This is a genomic window from Paraburkholderia fungorum (assembly GCF_046026025.1).
Classification (GTDB): Bacteria; Pseudomonadota; Gammaproteobacteria; order Burkholderiales; family Burkholderiaceae; genus Paraburkholderia; species Paraburkholderia fungorum_E.
This window is the reverse complement of record NZ_JAQQFL010000007.1, coordinates 147,467-162,400: the sequence shown is the minus strand read 5'-3', so window position 1 is coordinate 162,400 and position 14,934 is coordinate 147,467. Positions and strand designations below refer to the sequence as shown.

Below are 14,934 nucleotides of genomic sequence, written 5' to 3'. Positions count from 1 at the left end.
CCGCGCGCGATCTATCCGGCTTGTTCCGCCTTGATCCGCGCGCGCAGTTCGAACTTCTGAATTTTTCCCGTCGACGTCTTCGGCAATTCGCCGAAGCGCACCGCTTTCGGCAACTTGTATCCCGCAAGAAACAGCCGGCAGTGCGCAATGATCTCTTCTGCGCTCACCTGAGCCCCTTCCTTGAGTTCGACGAAGGCGCACGGTACCTCACCCCACTTCGGATCGGCCATCGCCACCACGGCGGCAACCGACACCGCAGGGTGACGGTACAGCGTGTCTTCGACCTCGATACTCGAGATGTTCTCGCCGCCCGAAATGATGATGTCCTTGCTGCGATCACGAATGCGAATGTAGCCGTCAGGCATCCGCACGCCGAGGTCTCCAGTATGGAACCAGCCACCATGGAAAGACGCTTGCGTGGCGCGCTCGTTCTTCAAATACCCTTTCATGCAGATATTGCCGCGGAACATGATCTCGCCGAGCGTTTCGCCGTCGTCAGGCACGGGCGCAAGCGTGTCCGGATCGAGCACCGTTACGGCTGCCTGCAGGTGGTAGCGCACGCCTTGACGCGCGTTCATTTCGGCGCGCGCGTTGTCGTCGAGCGCGTCCCATTCCTCCTGTTTCGCGCAGACCGCGGCCGGGCCATAAGTCTCGGTAAGCCCGTACACGTGCGTCAGATCGAAACCGATCTCCTTCATCTTGGCGATCACCGCCGGCGCGGGCGCCGCCCCCGCCACCATCGTCGACACGCGATGCGTGATGCCTTCGCGCCATTCGGCGGGTGCATTCGCAAGCGCGCTTTGCACGATCGGTGCGCCGCAATAATGCGTGATGCCTTCGCGGCGAATCAGTTCGAACACCGTCTTCGCGTCGAATTTGCGTAGACAGACGTTCACGCCGGCACGCGCGGCGACAGTCCACGGGAAACACCAGCCGTTGCAGTGAAAAAGCGGCAAGGTCCATAGATAAACCGCATGCCTGGGCATATCCCATTCGAGGATATTGCTGAGCGCGTTCAGATAAGCACCGCGATGGTGGTAGACCACGCCCTTCGGGTCGCCGGTCGTGCCCGAGGTGTAGTTCAGCGCGATAGCGTCCCACTCGTCGGCAGGCAAGGTCCATGCGAACTCGGGGTCGCCGCTTTGCAGGAACGCTTCATAGTCGGTTGCGCGGATGAACTTGTCTGCGTCGGCAGGCATTGCATCGGCCACGCTGATCACGCGCAGACCGGGAAATTCCAGCGCCGCGCGGTGCGCGAATTCGCTGTACTCCGTATCCACGATCAGCGCCTTCGCCTCGCCATGGCGCAGCATGAACAGCAGCGACGATACGTCGAGCCGTGTATTCAGCGTATTGAGCACAGCCCCGGCCATCGGTACGCCGAAATGCGCCTCTATCATCGGAGGAATATTCGGCAATAGCGCGGCAACCGTGTCGCCGCGTTCGATACCGGCCTGCCGCAACGCACTGGCCAGGCGCCGAGCGCGCCGGTAGGTTTCGCGCCAGTTTTGGCGAATCTCCCCATGGACGACCGCCAGCCGCTCACCGTAGACTTCCGCTGCGCGTACGATGCAATCGATGGGCGTCAGCGGGACATAATTGGCCTCGCGCCGCTGCAGGCCGTCTTCGAACATGTGCTTCATCGCTTTGTCTCCTGAGGCGCTGGCCGCGCCGTCAATTTTTCTGATTGATGGACTAGCCTAACAACTGTCATGGTGAACTGTCTGTCATTCAAATGACAGAGTGGCACGCCCTGGCCCACCTCAACCGGTTTCACCCGCCTAGGCCCCGCTAGCCGCTTATGGATGACGCTTCGCTCTCCGTCCTCGCAGACGCCCCCTCGCATCGGCCTGAACGGGTCCCGCGCGCCGATCTGCCACGGTTGTTCGGCACCTGTGCCTGGTTCAGAGCACTCGCCGCCGAGCATCAGGCCATGGTCCTTGCCAGCGCGTACGCGGAACATCTGGAAGGAGGCGCATGGATCGCGCGCCGCCAGGAGCCGTCTGATTACTGGATCGGCGTCTATTCCGGACTCATCAAACTCGCCATCTACAACGCCTCGGGACGCAGTTGCACGCTCTCGGGCGTGCCGCCCGGCGGCTGGTTCGGCGAAGGCAGCGTAATCAAACGCGAATTGCGCAAATACGACGTGGCCGCCATTCAGCCTTCGCTCGTGATGTTCGTGCCGTCGCAGACGTTCCATGCACTGCTGGAATCGAGTCTGCCGTTCACCGGCTTCGTGATCAGGCAGTTGAACAACCGCATGGGCGAATTCATCGCGACGATCCAGAATAGCCGCCTGCTGGACGTCGACGCACGCGTCGCCCAGTCGCTCGCGCAACTGTTCAATCCCGACCTCTATCCCGACACCGGGCGCACGCTGGCCATCTCACAGGAAGAAGTCGGCCTGCTGGCTGGCGTGTCGCGCCAACGGATCAACCAGGCGCTGCAAAACCTCGAAAAACTGCAGATTTTGCGCCTCTCGTACAACCAGATCGACGTGTTGGACCTCGAACGCCTGGGGGCGTTTGGGCAGGAGCAGATCTAGGGCAACGAGTGCGAGTGCGCGCGGTTGGCTGCCTCGGCGTGCCCGTAGCCCCCGTCGCTTCCCGTCGCTTCCCGTCGCTTCCCGTCGCTTCCCGTCGCTTCCCGTGATTTTCTGCGGGTTTGACTCCACTTTCCCCGATTTTCCGCGGCATTTCCCCGCTTTTCATCGGCCGACTCAGCCCGAACATTCACTTTCAGCGCAGGAATTTCGGACGCCGCAATAAAGAATCCATCGCGATGGCCGTTATGCCGACTATGCAACGCAGATTGCAGCCTCTCCCTATTCCGAGTTCAACGTATTGTCGAAGCCGATAATGAACCGTCTGACACTAAAACAGAAATTGTGGGTGCCGATACTGCTTTGCTGGGCAGCGCTCCTGATCGTTACCGTGGTGAACGCGTTCGATGCACGCAACGCCCAAATGGAGGCGCGGCGTGCGGACCTGGCCGACGTCACCGACATGGCGGTATCGATCGTTGCGGACTACGCGAAGCAGGCCGACACGGGCAAACTTCCAGTCGACGAGGCCAAACAGCAGGCCATCGCCCGCATCAACGCACAGCGTTATGGCACATCGGGCTACGTGACAATCGTGCGCAGCGACTCGGTCATGGTCGCTCACCCCATGAGCCCCAAGCTCAATGGCAAGGACATGAGCAGTTTCCGCGATGCCAAAGGCAACGCGCTGTATCACGACATCGCGCAGGCGGGCGGATCGGCGGGTGGCGCGGGCTATCTGCGCTACTGGTGGCCGAAACCCGGCGAGACGGCGCCAAGCGAAAAGATCGGCTATGTGAAGCGTTTCGGTCCGTGGAACTGGGACTTTATCGCCGGTGCCTACATGGACGACATCCAGACGCAGTTCTACGCAACCCTCGCGCGCTCGGCCGGCATGCTGGTGCTGCTGGGTGTTGTGGTGTCGTTCGTGGCCTCGCGCGTGGTGCGCAACGTATCGCGTTCGATCGGCGGAGAGCCTTCACGGGCGGCGGCGATTGCCACGCAGATTGCACGCGGCGATCTCGCCACTCACATCGACCTGCGGCGCGACGACACGTCGAGCCTGCTGTTCTCCCTGCGTGAGATGCGCAATCAACTGGCTGCCACCATCGCGCGGATCAAGACCTCTGCCGAGACGATCACGGTCGCCTCGAAAGAAATCGCCGCGGGCAACCTGGATCTCTCGAGCCGCACCGAAGAACAGGCGGCCTCGTTGCAGCAAACCGCCGCCAGCATGGACGAGCTCACCAAGACCGTCACGCAGAACGCCGACAATGCGGCGACCGCGTCGGAACTCGCGACGGATGCATCGACTATTGCCGCGCGCGGCGGTCAGGTCGTCAACGACGTGGTCGAGAAAATGGCTGGAATCACCGATAGTTCACGCAAGATCGGCGAGATCATCAGCGTGATCGAAGGGATCGCGTTTCAGACCAATATTCTGGCGCTGAACGCGGCGGTGGAAGCAGCGCGCGCCGGCGAAGAAGGCCGTGGCTTCGCGGTCGTCGCGGGCGAAGTACGCAATCTCGCGCAGCGCAGCGCGACGGCGGCCAAAGAGATCAAAGTGCTGATCCAGCAGTCCGTCGCGCAGGTCGGCGAGGGTTCCACGCTGGCAGGCAAGGCCGGCAGCACGATCGGCGAAGTAGTCGACGCCGTGCGCCGCGTGACGGCGATCATGAACGAGATTTCGGCGGCCTCGAAAGAGCAGAGTTCGGGCATCGGCGAAGTCAATCTCGCGATCCGTCAGATGGACGATGTGACACAGCGCAACGCCGCGCTAGTCGAGCAAGCGGCGGCCGCGGCAGGGTCGCTCGATGAGCAGACCGAACGTCTGCGACATGCCGTTGCGGTGTTCAAGGTCGAACCGCAGGCGTGATCGAGCGGTATGCTCACTCAGCCGCTTGACATGGTTCATCAACGCAGCCGATAAGAAAGGCCGTTGTCCACCTGCCGGGCAACGGCCTTTTCTGTTTTTTGCATACGGGACCTGCTCTGGGCCTGCTCTTGGCACTGCTACGCAGTGCGCGGATAGCCCCGGCGAGTGACAGGCCGCGCCAGCATCGCATCGGTGTCGAAAAGCGCAAAGGCGATGTTCGACAGCACACCTGAATTCTTCCAGCGCAGATAGTAGCGATGCGCAGTCTGATACGGCGCATACCGCTCGGGCATCGCGTGCCACGGCTTGCCCGTGTGCAGCACCCACAGCACGCTATTCACCACGCAACGAATGTCGATGCTGGGGCGGCCACGCCGCGGCCCGAGATCTTTCATTTCAGGCAGGAGCGGCACGATGCGATGCCATTGCTCGTCGGTGAGGTCTTGAACGGCCGGCGAACGGGCCGGTGGGTTTGAAGGGGGAGTATCCATGCAGTAAGAACGCGCACCTGCAGCACACGTGCCAGCGTCGCCGCGAAAAAGAAGTCTATAAATCAATCGTTTTTCAGACTACCCCAAGCACGCCCTCAAGAAAGTCAATTATTGTCAGACTTGTGTGTGCAATTGTCAGGAATCGCAATACGTTATCGCGCCAACGGGTTAGTGGTGCGGCGAGCATGGTGGTCTATCGTCGGCGCGCCAGGCATTCACGCGAGGCGTGGGCCACCAAAGTGGCGCGCCCATAAAAAAAGGTGCCGCGAACGGCACCTTTTTTGCAACAACCAGCTTCTTCTGCTGAAGCCTGGAGGCGGTCTTAGAAGCGGTGACGCAGACCGACCGTAGCAGCCGTCTGGTTCTTCGACGACGATGCCGGGACAGTGTTGTCGCCGCTGTAGATCGAAGCAACACCGCCGTCACCCATTGCGTGCTGGTACACGGCTTGAGCGTAGACGTCCGTACGACGCGACAGCGAGTAGTCAGCTTGCAGGCCGATCTGGTGGTAACGGGTCTTCATGTCGTTGCCAGCAGAGTTGACACCGTAGCCACGTGCGTCGGTGAACGTGTAAGCAACGCCCAGAGCCATAGCCGGCGTCAGGTTGTACTTGCCGTTGACTTCGTAGTTGTTCGAACGACCTTGACGTTGGCCAACTGCTGCGCCAACCAGGTTGTCGATACGCGATTGCGTGAATGCAGCACCGACGGTAGCCGGGCCGAACGAGTACGCAGCAGCCGCGCCGAACTCACGTTGACGGAAGTTGCCCGTGATGACGCCCGAGGTGTTAGCCAGCACGCCATCCGAAGCGCCGCTCACGTTTGCAGCCGGGTTGTTCTGCTGTGCGTAAGCCGCGCCCAAACGCAGACCTTGGAACTGGTATGCAGCACCAACGCTGTATTCGCGGTTGTTTGCGAATGCGCCAGCCTGGTTCGAGAAGCCGTACGTGCCGCCGAACGTGAAGCCTGCGTAGTTAGCGCTCGAGTACTTGATCGAGTTGTTGACTGCGTAGCCGCCGTTCGTGCTCAGGTTGTCGTTGTTGAACGGGTGAGCGAAGTACGTACCGCCCCAGCTGCCCGTTGCCGTCAGCGGTGCCAGGTAGTCTTGTGCTGCGTCGTATTGACGACCCAGCGTGACCGTACCGAATTGCGCGCTCGACAGACCGACAAACGCTTGACGGTTGAACATGCCGTTGTTGTTAGCGAACTTGCCGTTGTTGATGTTGAAGCCGCTTTCCAACGTGAAGATTGCCTTCAGACCGCCGCCCAGATCTTCCGAACCACGCAGACCGAACATGCTTTGGTTGATGCCGCCGCTGCCTGCTGCCCACTTTGCGTTGCCGTGGCCGACGCCGTTGGCGGGAGCGGCGTTGCTGGTGTACGTCAGGCCTGCGTCCAGCAGACCATACAGGGTCACGCTGCTTTGTGCGTGAGCGACGGATGCGAACGATGCGGCAACCGCAACAACGATGAGACTCTTTTTCATGCGTGGGACTCCAGTTCGATAAATTTACGCGGGGAGCGGGACCTGCCTCAGCAACGCAACCAGCACGCGCTGCCGCCCTGTTCGCCGAACCATGTCGGATCAGCCGGGCACCCTTTAAACGAAGCGTGAGTGTAGGGGGAGACCCTAGTAGGGACGCCCGCAATTTACACAACAGGATTTTTCAGAATCCGCAACAATCGAACCGGAGCAGGCATTAAGTCTTTATCTTTCAGACATTTATCGCAAAATACGAGCTGTGCCGCACCTGCTCTGGACAGAATTCGTCCGCAACATATCAATATTAAAGTTGTGTGTATGCAACAGCATTTAATATGCGCGACGTAATCGGGTCGGAACGTTAGAAAATGAGAGACATCTGATTGCCCGAAAATCAGGCAATTGAAATAGGTTCAACCCGGTGCGGCGTAAATTTATTTTAAAAAAGTGGGAACTTAATTGATTTAATACAGTCGCCGATTTAACACCGCTGAATCGCCGAGGAATGACGACTGTATTTAGCCATGATTAAAGCGGGTCGCGGGTCGCCGCCTGGCTTGATGAAGTGAAACGGAGTAAAGCGAAATGAAGCCTTCAGCACGGGCATTGCCCGGAGGTGTGCTGCGGCGCCGACCGCCGCGTGACAAAAAGCCCGTGCCGAAAGCGGACGGCATAGATCGAACTACCTTCCGTATCTAATTAACGGCATCGCCGCGCACATTTTTTACACGGAGTTTCCCTAATCTCCGGCCGTCGCGCATTGGGCTCGCCATGAACCTGTCAGTCGCCGGGATCCGCTACTTGCGCCAGGCGCCTCACAGCACCTCGGCTATCCGTTCCGCGACCGACTCGCCGCTGACCTCCAGAAACCTCGCGGCGATGGCAATCCCGGTCGAGTCGCCGCTGCGCAGAACCGAAGCCACGCAGCGACGCCAGTCCTTATCGCCCAGAACGTAGAGGCACCAGCCCTGCAGCGCGAGGATGGCCGGCGAACCCGGCTCGTGCTCTTCGATTTGAATAAGCAGGCGCAGCGCTTCGATCCACTTGCGCGAATTGACAAGCAACCGGACCTCGCAGATATCGACCGCGGATGGTTTGGGGTGCAGCAAACGCAGGGCAAGCAGCAGGTCCTCCAGGTCGGCGCGCGCATCGACTTTGAGCCCCGCGCCGAAGATCGACAGCAACACGCCGAGCACCTTCGGACTGCATTGAATGTCCGTCATGTTTCGTCCTCGCGATATGCGCTGCCCAGCCTTCGTCCGCACGCGACCTTTCATTGTCCCAGCGGGGCCCGCACTTCGCCCCGCGAACACGAAAGACTGCCCAGCAAAGCGAAGTGTCAACCATGTCCCCGCACATCTGTCAGCCATGTCCCCGGTCCATACATCCGGGCAAAAAGTCCACGAGCCGTTCGCTGCACATCGATCGCACACCGGAGATTCGCGTTACGGCACCTCACTTCGCATCCCGACACGTGCCACCCTCTCAATCCCATACCCTTTTTGCTGGATGGGCGCGCGCCTGCGACCTCACCGATTCCCCCAACATCCGCATGTCCAACCTGAGAGAAAACCATGGCCTCCAATGCGATTACGTCACAGTTCATGAACAGCGATTCGTCGATGTACAACATGAACTTCAACGGTTCCCAGTCCAGCGGCGGATCGAACAACGCAGAAGAACAACAGCTCATTTCGGATATCGAACAGTTATTTTCCGAAATGGGCAGCAATAGCTCCGGTTCGAACGGCGCTCAAAACAACCCGTTCGACCCGAGCAGCTATATGAACAAGGGTGGCAACCCAGGACAAGGTTTGACTCAAGGCCAAGGCGATGGCCAACAAGGTTTCCGCGACGTCAAGATCAACTCGGGAGCCGGCGGTGAAGCCTTGCACCTGAAGGAAGGCCCGGACGGCACCCTCTACAACGGCAGCGGCAATTCGGTGGGCGTCATCGGGGCCGATGGCAGCGTCTCGCTCAACTCCGGCGCCACGGATGAAATCAACCGGCTGGAAACCGGCGGTAAAAATCCGTTTCAACTGTTGGCCTCCGGCGGCCCGGTGCAAGGAACCAAAGGCGACGGCGGCAACGTCACGTTCTCGTCCTCGCAAGTCACGGTGAGCGACGGTGACCTGAATCAGCAAAACGATTTCTGATCGCTCGCGCGAGCACCGCGCCTGACTTCCGGAGTGGAGCCAGGCGCGGGGTTGCGTTGTTCGGCGCATTGCGCTTGAGTTTTGCCCACTGAGCCGACCCGACTTTGAACACCCCTGATCTGGAATTGCGCAGCGTCCTGCCGTCGATCATCGGCAGCGGATACGACGATCCGTATCCGGTGTACACATACCTGCGTGCGAATTGCCCCGTGCATCGCGATGCGAGCGGCGTCTGGCTGCTCTCGTCGCACGCGCTGATCACGCGCCTGCTCGACGATCGCAACTTCTCCGCGCGCCCGCCAGCGATGGATCTGACGGCTGACGATCCGCTCGGCTATGCCGGCATGATCGTGTTCCAGCATGCGGACGAACATGAGCGCCTGCGGCGCCTGCTCGCGCCGCTCTTCTCGCCAAGATCGCTCGCCAGGCTGCAGGATTTCATCGATGCGGAAATTGCGCGCCTGCTGGAACCGTTGCAGGACGCCGCGCGTTTCGATCTCGTCGCCGAAGTGGCAAGCGTATTGCCGCTGCGCACGATCTGCCATTTGCTCGGCTTTCCGGTGTCGAACGCAGCGAACTATCTGCAGGCGTCCATGGGCGCATGGCAGTTGATCAGCGGCGCCCAGTTGAGCAGCGGGCAGCGGGCTCATGCGGTGGCGCAGACGCAAACCTTTCTGGACCACATCGACGCTCTCATCGGCGCGATCGATCCGACCCGCTCGCCTGAGCATCCGATCGCCTGGTTTCTGCACCTCGAACACGAGGGTGAGTTCACGCGCCGCGAGATGCTCGTCAACATTCTGTTTCTGTTCATCGCGGGCTACGGCACGACGTTGCTGTCGATCGGCAACAGCATTGCCGCCGCATTGCGCCACCCTCATGCATGGCGCGCGTTGCGCGACGACCCAGGGCTGATTCCCCAAGCGGTGCGCGAGCTGTACCGCTACGATCCCGCCGTTCAGGCAATCTTTCGCTATGCCTGGCAAGATACCGAATTCGCCGGCCACCTGATCCGGCGCGGCGAACTGGTCGCCTTGCTGCTGGGCGCGGCCAATCGCGACCCCGACGAATTCGGCTCACCCGACGAGATCGACTTCGCACGCACGCAGGGCCGCTCACTGACGTTCGGTGCAGGCCCGCATAGCTGCATGGGTGTCGTGCTCGCGCGGATGCAACTGGAATCGCTGCTGCGCGCGTTGCTGCATCGTCTGCCCGACTTGCAACTGAGCGCCGTCGAATCACGGCGCCTGCAACGCGGCACGTTCCATGGTTTCGATCAGCTTTGGCTCGAACGGCCGTCCTGATCTTCAGACGCTTCCTGCCGGTTCACGTACCGGTTCCAGCGCGCATCGAAGGTGCGCTTGTAGGCCCAGATCGACGCCGCGCCGACAATGGTTTCGTAGGACCCGGCGATCGCGTATAGAACCGGCTGATGCAGAAAATACGGCCCGAGTGCCGCGCCCATGAGCGGAGAGGTGTAGGTGCCGATAGTCAGTCCAAGACGTGCCGGATTGATGCCCATCGCTTCCCGCGCGCCCGCACCCCAGGCTTCGCGCTATCCCACCGGCTTGCTCTGTTCGAGAAACGTGGCTGCAATCTCCGGTGCGTCCAGGTTATGCATGCGCGCCAGCACCGCCTCGCGCTCGGCCGGTTCCGCACCGCAACTTGCCAGGGCGTCGTCGACGATCGTGATCAACCGGTCCTTGGACAAATCCATCTCGCTCAACTCGTCGAGTCTTTCGCGCAACTCGGGCGGAAGCGTCAGATGACCGGGCAGTTTGCCGTCCTGTTCCAACTGGCGATACTGACCGGCAAAATACTTGACCGACATGATGCCGGTCACCGCGGACAACAGCACCGCACCGACCGAGAACAACGCGCCGCCGACCCGCTCGCCGGCCTTGTGCGCGACTTCGTCGATTGAACTGGCTGCGGCGAGCGCCGCCGCCGCGAACGGTGCGAGGAACACGACGCGCTTGCGCATTTCGGCCGGTGTCATGCCCGCGCCGCGCAGCGCCGACAGTTCGGCGGCTTCAGCCATGACGTCGTCGCCCGAGGCCGCGATGAACCTGGCGACGCCACCCAGATGCAACGCGTCCTGCACGATCTCCACCGTCGGCGCCATCACGGCCAACGACTTGATGATCGCCTGTGCGCCTTCCGAGGTGCTGTTGGCGTCGTCGGCGGTCAACAGGCGGTGCGCGTATTCGCGTCCGAACATGGACCCAAGCGTTGCGTTCAAGGCGGCAAGCTCGCGCTTCGACACAGCATCGCCGGTGCTTGCCGTCACGCGCATGACGCTGCCGGACAAGGTGCGGATCAGACCGGTTGAACGGGTGAAATCAAGCTTGTCGGCCAACTCCCCGGCGGACTGGCGCTCGAGCAGTTGACCCCTGAAACTGGTGTCATCCACTTTGGCCAGGGACTTTGCCCATTGCTTTGGATGGTTTTCGTTGATGCGGTCACGATCCGCCTGAATCACCGTCGGTTCGATGTCCGCCTTGACGAGATCAGGCAACCAGTTCGACACGAAATTGTGCTGCGAATGCGTCGCCACATGGCGAATCGCTTCCAGCACGCCGTCCGGCGTCTGCTTGCATTTCACAAACTGCAGTGTCGCGCCCTGCTGCTGCAGCTTGTCCAGTGTGCGCTTCGCCGCGGGACTCAGTTCGACAAGCCGTTCGATCTCGCGTGGCATGTCGCCGTCGGCCCGGAACGTGACAACCTCGAAATGATCGTCGACGAATGTCGGCACCTGTGGGCCACTTTCAACGCCTAAGGCATTCCATACGTCGCGCCGCGCATCGAGCCACTCGCGTTGTTCAGGTGGCAATGCCGCGAGCACCTCGGGCGGCCACGACAGCATGTGTCCTGCATCGAACGCCTCACCTTCAGAAGGTTGCACACGCACCGTTAGCGGCTGCATCGTCAGTACGCCGCCTGAGTCGGCGAGATCCACGTCGAGGCTGGCCCGCGCCTCTGCGCCCTGGGTACCGAGCCACTCGGTAAGACGCGCCCGGTCTTCTCCCTCCTGCTGCTCCCACGTTGCGCGCTGATGCAGATGGTCGACCACCTCCTGAAGCCGGTCGCAACGGCTCTTCAGACGCGGCAAACGATGTTTCATCGCATCGATACGGCGTCCCATCACCGGCGCCCGCTCGTATCCCAGCCCATACGCGATGTCTTTTGCGGACAGCTTCACGTCGGCGCGATTGGCTGCCGCGATCAAGGTAAGCGCGCGACTGACGTCTTCCGCGTCGGCGTCACGCGTCTGCGAGGTGTCGGGCACCGCCGCAGAGCCCGTCTTCGCACGAGTCAGGGCCGGCAACGCGCGCTGCCTGCGCGCTGCGGGTGTGGTCGAACCTGTACCGCCTGCAGCCTGCGCAGGCCCCGCACGCTTCGACTCATCGGGTTGATCCCGGGATCGCGCGTTCAAGCCCGACACGGAAGACGGCCGCGCTCGCTTCGGAGGCGGGTTGGACGACGCCGCCTCCTTGCGCGCATCGCCGCTTTGCTCATCGAACGCGCCGGGGCCGTTCCCGGAAGGCACCTTGACCATCGCCGTTCAGACCGTCGCCAACGCCTCGAGCCCCACGTCGCCGACGAAACGGATCAGCGAATCGAGCAGCGCCTGACCCGAAGCCTGTTGATCGAGCCGGTAGCGGAACGAGTAAAACAGATGCCCGGTTTGCGGATGAACGCTAAGCGAGCCGCGCTGACTCGCGCTCAGCTTGAAATTGATCATGAGAAACGTCTTGTAGGAAGCAGCCTGGTTGTCGGGAAGCGGGCCCATGTCGATATAGACCTGCAGCAGATTCGGATCGACGCTTTCGTCATAGATCAGCGACACGAGATAGTCGTCGATCTTCAGCCGGCCACCGTCGAGCAGCGTCTTCGGTGAGCCGAAGCCGACCACCTTGCAGAGTTCCTGGACAACACGCTTGTATTCGGAAATGTTCATGGGAATTTCGCTCGCGGACAAAATGGGGAAAGCGCTCCTCCATCAATCGGACCAGGTACGCTTGATGGAGTCGATGGCTACGTTATGTGGATGACGGCCCGGGCGGATGATCGTCTTGCTCCGGTTTGCGTTTCGGATGCAGCCGATGCGGCCTCGGACGCCCTTGGGTCACGCTCTTCTGGCCGACGCGCAACGGCGATATCAATTCGATCGTGTGACCGTCGCCGAACTGCGTGTGAACCACTTGCGTATCCGTTGCATCCAGCAGCTTCTGCGCCGAGCGCTCCACCATCCCCGGCTCAGTGCTGGTCGTCAACACCACGGGCGAGAGCACGGCGAGCCGGTCTTGACGAACAATGATGCTGTCATCTTCCAGAGTGCTAATGATCCTGTCGGCCTGATACTCCATCGGATCGATCACTGGAATATGGCCCATGCCGCGCTCTTCGAGCCGCTTTTCGATGCGCTCCTTCAGGGCCGGATAGTGGGTGCAACACAGCCACAGCGAGGTAGCATTCCGCGGCACACGGTCCACATACTGCGCGACGGCGGCGTCCACGCCGCGCGACACTACGGGGTCGTCGCTCAGGTGATCGAGATTGTTCACCAGCTCGGCCCAGCCCGGTGCGCCGATCGCGTAGTCGTCCCGCAGCCTGACGTTGCGCTTCGACTGGTCGACGCCGGCGCGTGCGTATTGCGCGATCTTCGAAGGGTAATCGGGCGATTCCGCGGTCTTTTGCGTCGACAGCATGGCCGGCCGGTCCCCACCGTGATTGACCATCTGCTCAGCCGTCGTTTCGATCAGATCGAGCACCGGCAACGAGATGCCGTCGCTCGCCGTCGGGAACGCCGTGCAGGCCGTATTGCACGCCATCGCAATGACGTCCACGCCGACATCCTCGCTGGTCTTCAACCCCTTGCCGACCAGCGAAACGAGTTCGTCGTGCTCTTTGCCACCGTACGCGCCCGAGCCATGATCCGTTACGATCACAAGGCGCACTTTGTCTGCCATCCGGTACTTCAGAAACTTGGCGACATTCTGCGCGGCAATCAACCCGCCGTTGCCCGAATCGAACAAGCCGACCAGGAACGGCTTGTCGTGGTCAGGCGAGCGCTTGGCCACGATCCCGCCTTGCGGCAATTGCGCGACATTGGTCCGCAGCAGTTCGAGCATGCCACGATGCACATCGAGCGAGTGCCCATCGACGCCCGTGTAGTTCCTGCCATCCGCGGTGGGTTGATTGACCTCGCGACCGCGCGTGACACCATCCACCGCACCGGCTTCGATCGTCGCGCGAATCGTGTTGTCCTGCTGTTCGCCCGTGAGCAAACTGCCGAGTTTGCCGGCACGTTGCAGCATGACCGCGCCAATCGCGGTCGCACCCAGATTCGAGTTCCATGCCGTTACCGGATGATCGGCCGGCACCGCAGCGGCCATCGTTGCGCCATCGAGCGCTTTGGGTATGCCTTCCAGGCCACCCATGCCGGCTTCGTTACCGCCGTCACCGACACCGACGGTCGTGATGTCGTCACGCTTTCTCGCGTTGATCAGCAACTGGTCGACCGGCGCGTTGAAGCCATTAATGTTTTTACCGCGCATATTGAGGCGATCGCCATTTTCGTTGCGGCTGGGCAGTTCGATTGCCACTACCGCATCGGGGCGATGCTTGTCGAGGAGCGCGTCCGCCTGCTTCGAGGCGGCATGGCCCGCATGCGATGCGTCCATGATGTCGAAGCGGGCATATCGCTCGGCCTCCGGATTCAACGCCTTCACCGCCGCGCGCAAGACTGGTTCGTTGGCCTTGTCGGTGACGAAGGTGACCACCTTGCCGAGCTCCCACAGCGCGTGTGCAAGCGCGGCGGCGCCCGGTGGCCCATCGGTCTCCGGTAAGCCTGGACTGGTGGGATCCGTGGGATCGGTATGGTCGACGGAGAAGCCCGTGAGGATCATCACCTGGTTGGCGTGTTCGAGCGCTTTCGCCGCGTCCAGCGCACCCCCTTCAACGTGAAATCGGGAAACGTCGCGCAGGTCGTTCGCGGTCAGCAGACGGTCCAGCCGCGCGGATACCCGTGCTTCCTGTTGTGCGGTGTCGTCTGCGGCCGCGGGGGGCGCTTTGGCATCGCTGCCTTTGCCAAACTTTGCAGCGATCTGTTTCTGTTTCGCCGACGCGGAATCCGCAAGGCGTTTCAGCGCGGACGCCCCCTTGGGCTGCACGGTGGGCTTTGGCGAGGCCGGCGGTTCCGAAGGCTCACCCGTCCGGCCGATGTTGCGCTCCGGATCGGGGTTACCCGGTCCAGTGATTTTTCCATCCATAGTCAGACACCCTTCCGTATCGTCATATCGGGGATACAGCAAGGGGCCACTCTACGAGCGCAATGGAGCTGTCATATTCGGCGAGGCGACGTCAGCGACGGTCAAACG

Annotated in this window: 12 protein-coding genes; 4 read left to right on the top strand and 8 right to left on the bottom strand. The window is 61.4% G+C overall.

Features of this window, described 5'->3' with window-relative positions; translation table 11 throughout:
- Window positions 1-11: 11 nt before the first annotated feature.
- On the bottom strand, window positions 12-1,643 hold the full coding sequence (locus PQR67_RS10730; RefSeq protein ID WP_408458065.1) for an acyl-CoA synthetase: 1,632 nt from the start codon (window positions 1,641-1,643) through the stop codon (window positions 12-14).
- 158 nt (window positions 1,644-1,801) lie between these two features.
- On the opposite strand from PQR67_RS10730, the gene PQR67_RS10725 reads away from it, so the two are divergent.
- Both PQR67_RS10725 and PQR67_RS10720 read left to right on the top strand, forming a co-directional pair.
- Window positions 1,802-2,548, top strand: a complete 747-nt coding sequence (locus PQR67_RS10725; protein WP_408458062.1) for a Crp/Fnr family transcriptional regulator — start codon at window positions 1,802-1,804, stop codon at window positions 2,546-2,548.
- A 313-nt stretch (window positions 2,549-2,861) separates the two neighbouring features.
- On the top strand, window positions 2,862-4,421 hold the full coding sequence (locus PQR67_RS10720; RefSeq protein ID WP_408458060.1) for a methyl-accepting chemotaxis protein: 1,560 nt from the start codon (window positions 2,862-2,864) through the stop codon (window positions 4,419-4,421).
- A 137-nt stretch (window positions 4,422-4,558) separates the two neighbouring features.
- Here PQR67_RS10720 and PQR67_RS10715 read toward each other — a convergent pair whose 3' ends face one another.
- The 3 genes from PQR67_RS10715 to PQR67_RS10705 form a co-directional block, all read right to left on the bottom strand.
- Window positions 4,559-4,912: a transposase gene (locus PQR67_RS10715; protein ID WP_408458058.1), complete on the bottom strand. Its 354-nt coding sequence runs from the start codon at window positions 4,910-4,912 to the stop codon at window positions 4,559-4,561.
- A gap of 322 nt (window positions 4,913-5,234) precedes the next feature.
- Window positions 5,235-6,398: a porin gene (locus tag PQR67_RS10710; RefSeq protein ID WP_408458055.1), complete on the bottom strand. Its 1,164-nt coding sequence runs from the start codon at window positions 6,396-6,398 to the stop codon at window positions 5,235-5,237.
- 812 nt (window positions 6,399-7,210) lie between these two features.
- Window positions 7,211-7,618, bottom strand: coding sequence for an HrpB1 family type III secretion system apparatus protein (locus tag PQR67_RS10705; RefSeq protein ID WP_408458053.1), 408 nt, complete (start codon window positions 7,616-7,618; stop codon window positions 7,211-7,213).
- 351 nt (window positions 7,619-7,969) lie between these two features.
- Here PQR67_RS10705 and PQR67_RS10700 point away from each other — a divergent pair, with 351 nt between their 5' ends.
- A complete protein-coding gene (locus tag PQR67_RS10700) occupies window positions 7,970-8,551 on the top strand; it encodes a hypothetical protein (RefSeq protein WP_408458051.1) in 582 nt (193 codons plus the stop codon).
- 104 nt (window positions 8,552-8,655) lie between these two features.
- A complete protein-coding gene (locus tag PQR67_RS10695) occupies window positions 8,656-9,855 on the top strand; it encodes a cytochrome P450 (protein ID WP_408458048.1) in 1,200 nt (399 codons plus the stop codon).
- Here the strand turns inward: PQR67_RS10695 and PQR67_RS10690 are convergent.
- The 4 genes from PQR67_RS10690 to PQR67_RS10675 form a co-directional block, all read right to left on the bottom strand.
- Window positions 9,828-10,073 carry a hypothetical protein gene (locus PQR67_RS10690; RefSeq protein ID WP_408458045.1) on the bottom strand — a complete coding sequence of 82 codons (246 nt, stop codon included), beginning with the start codon at window positions 10,071-10,073 and terminating at the stop codon, window positions 9,828-9,830. The genes PQR67_RS10695 and PQR67_RS10690 overlap by 28 nt on opposite strands.
- 33 nt (window positions 10,074-10,106) lie before the next feature.
- Window positions 10,107-12,110, bottom strand: a complete 2,004-nt coding sequence (locus PQR67_RS10685; RefSeq protein ID WP_408458042.1) for a DcrB/PsbP domain-containing protein — start codon at window positions 12,108-12,110, stop codon at window positions 10,107-10,109.
- Window positions 12,111-12,116: 6 nt separating this feature from the next.
- A complete protein-coding gene (locus PQR67_RS10680) occupies window positions 12,117-12,512 on the bottom strand; it encodes a CesT family type III secretion system chaperone (RefSeq protein WP_408458040.1) in 396 nt (131 codons plus the stop codon).
- Window positions 12,513-12,594: 82 nt separating this feature from the next.
- Complete coding sequence (locus PQR67_RS10675) at window positions 12,595-14,826, bottom strand: glutamate cyclase domain-containing protein (RefSeq protein WP_408458037.1); 2,232 nt, start codon at window positions 14,824-14,826, stop codon at window positions 12,595-12,597.
- Between the last annotated feature and the right edge of the window lie 108 nt (window positions 14,827-14,934).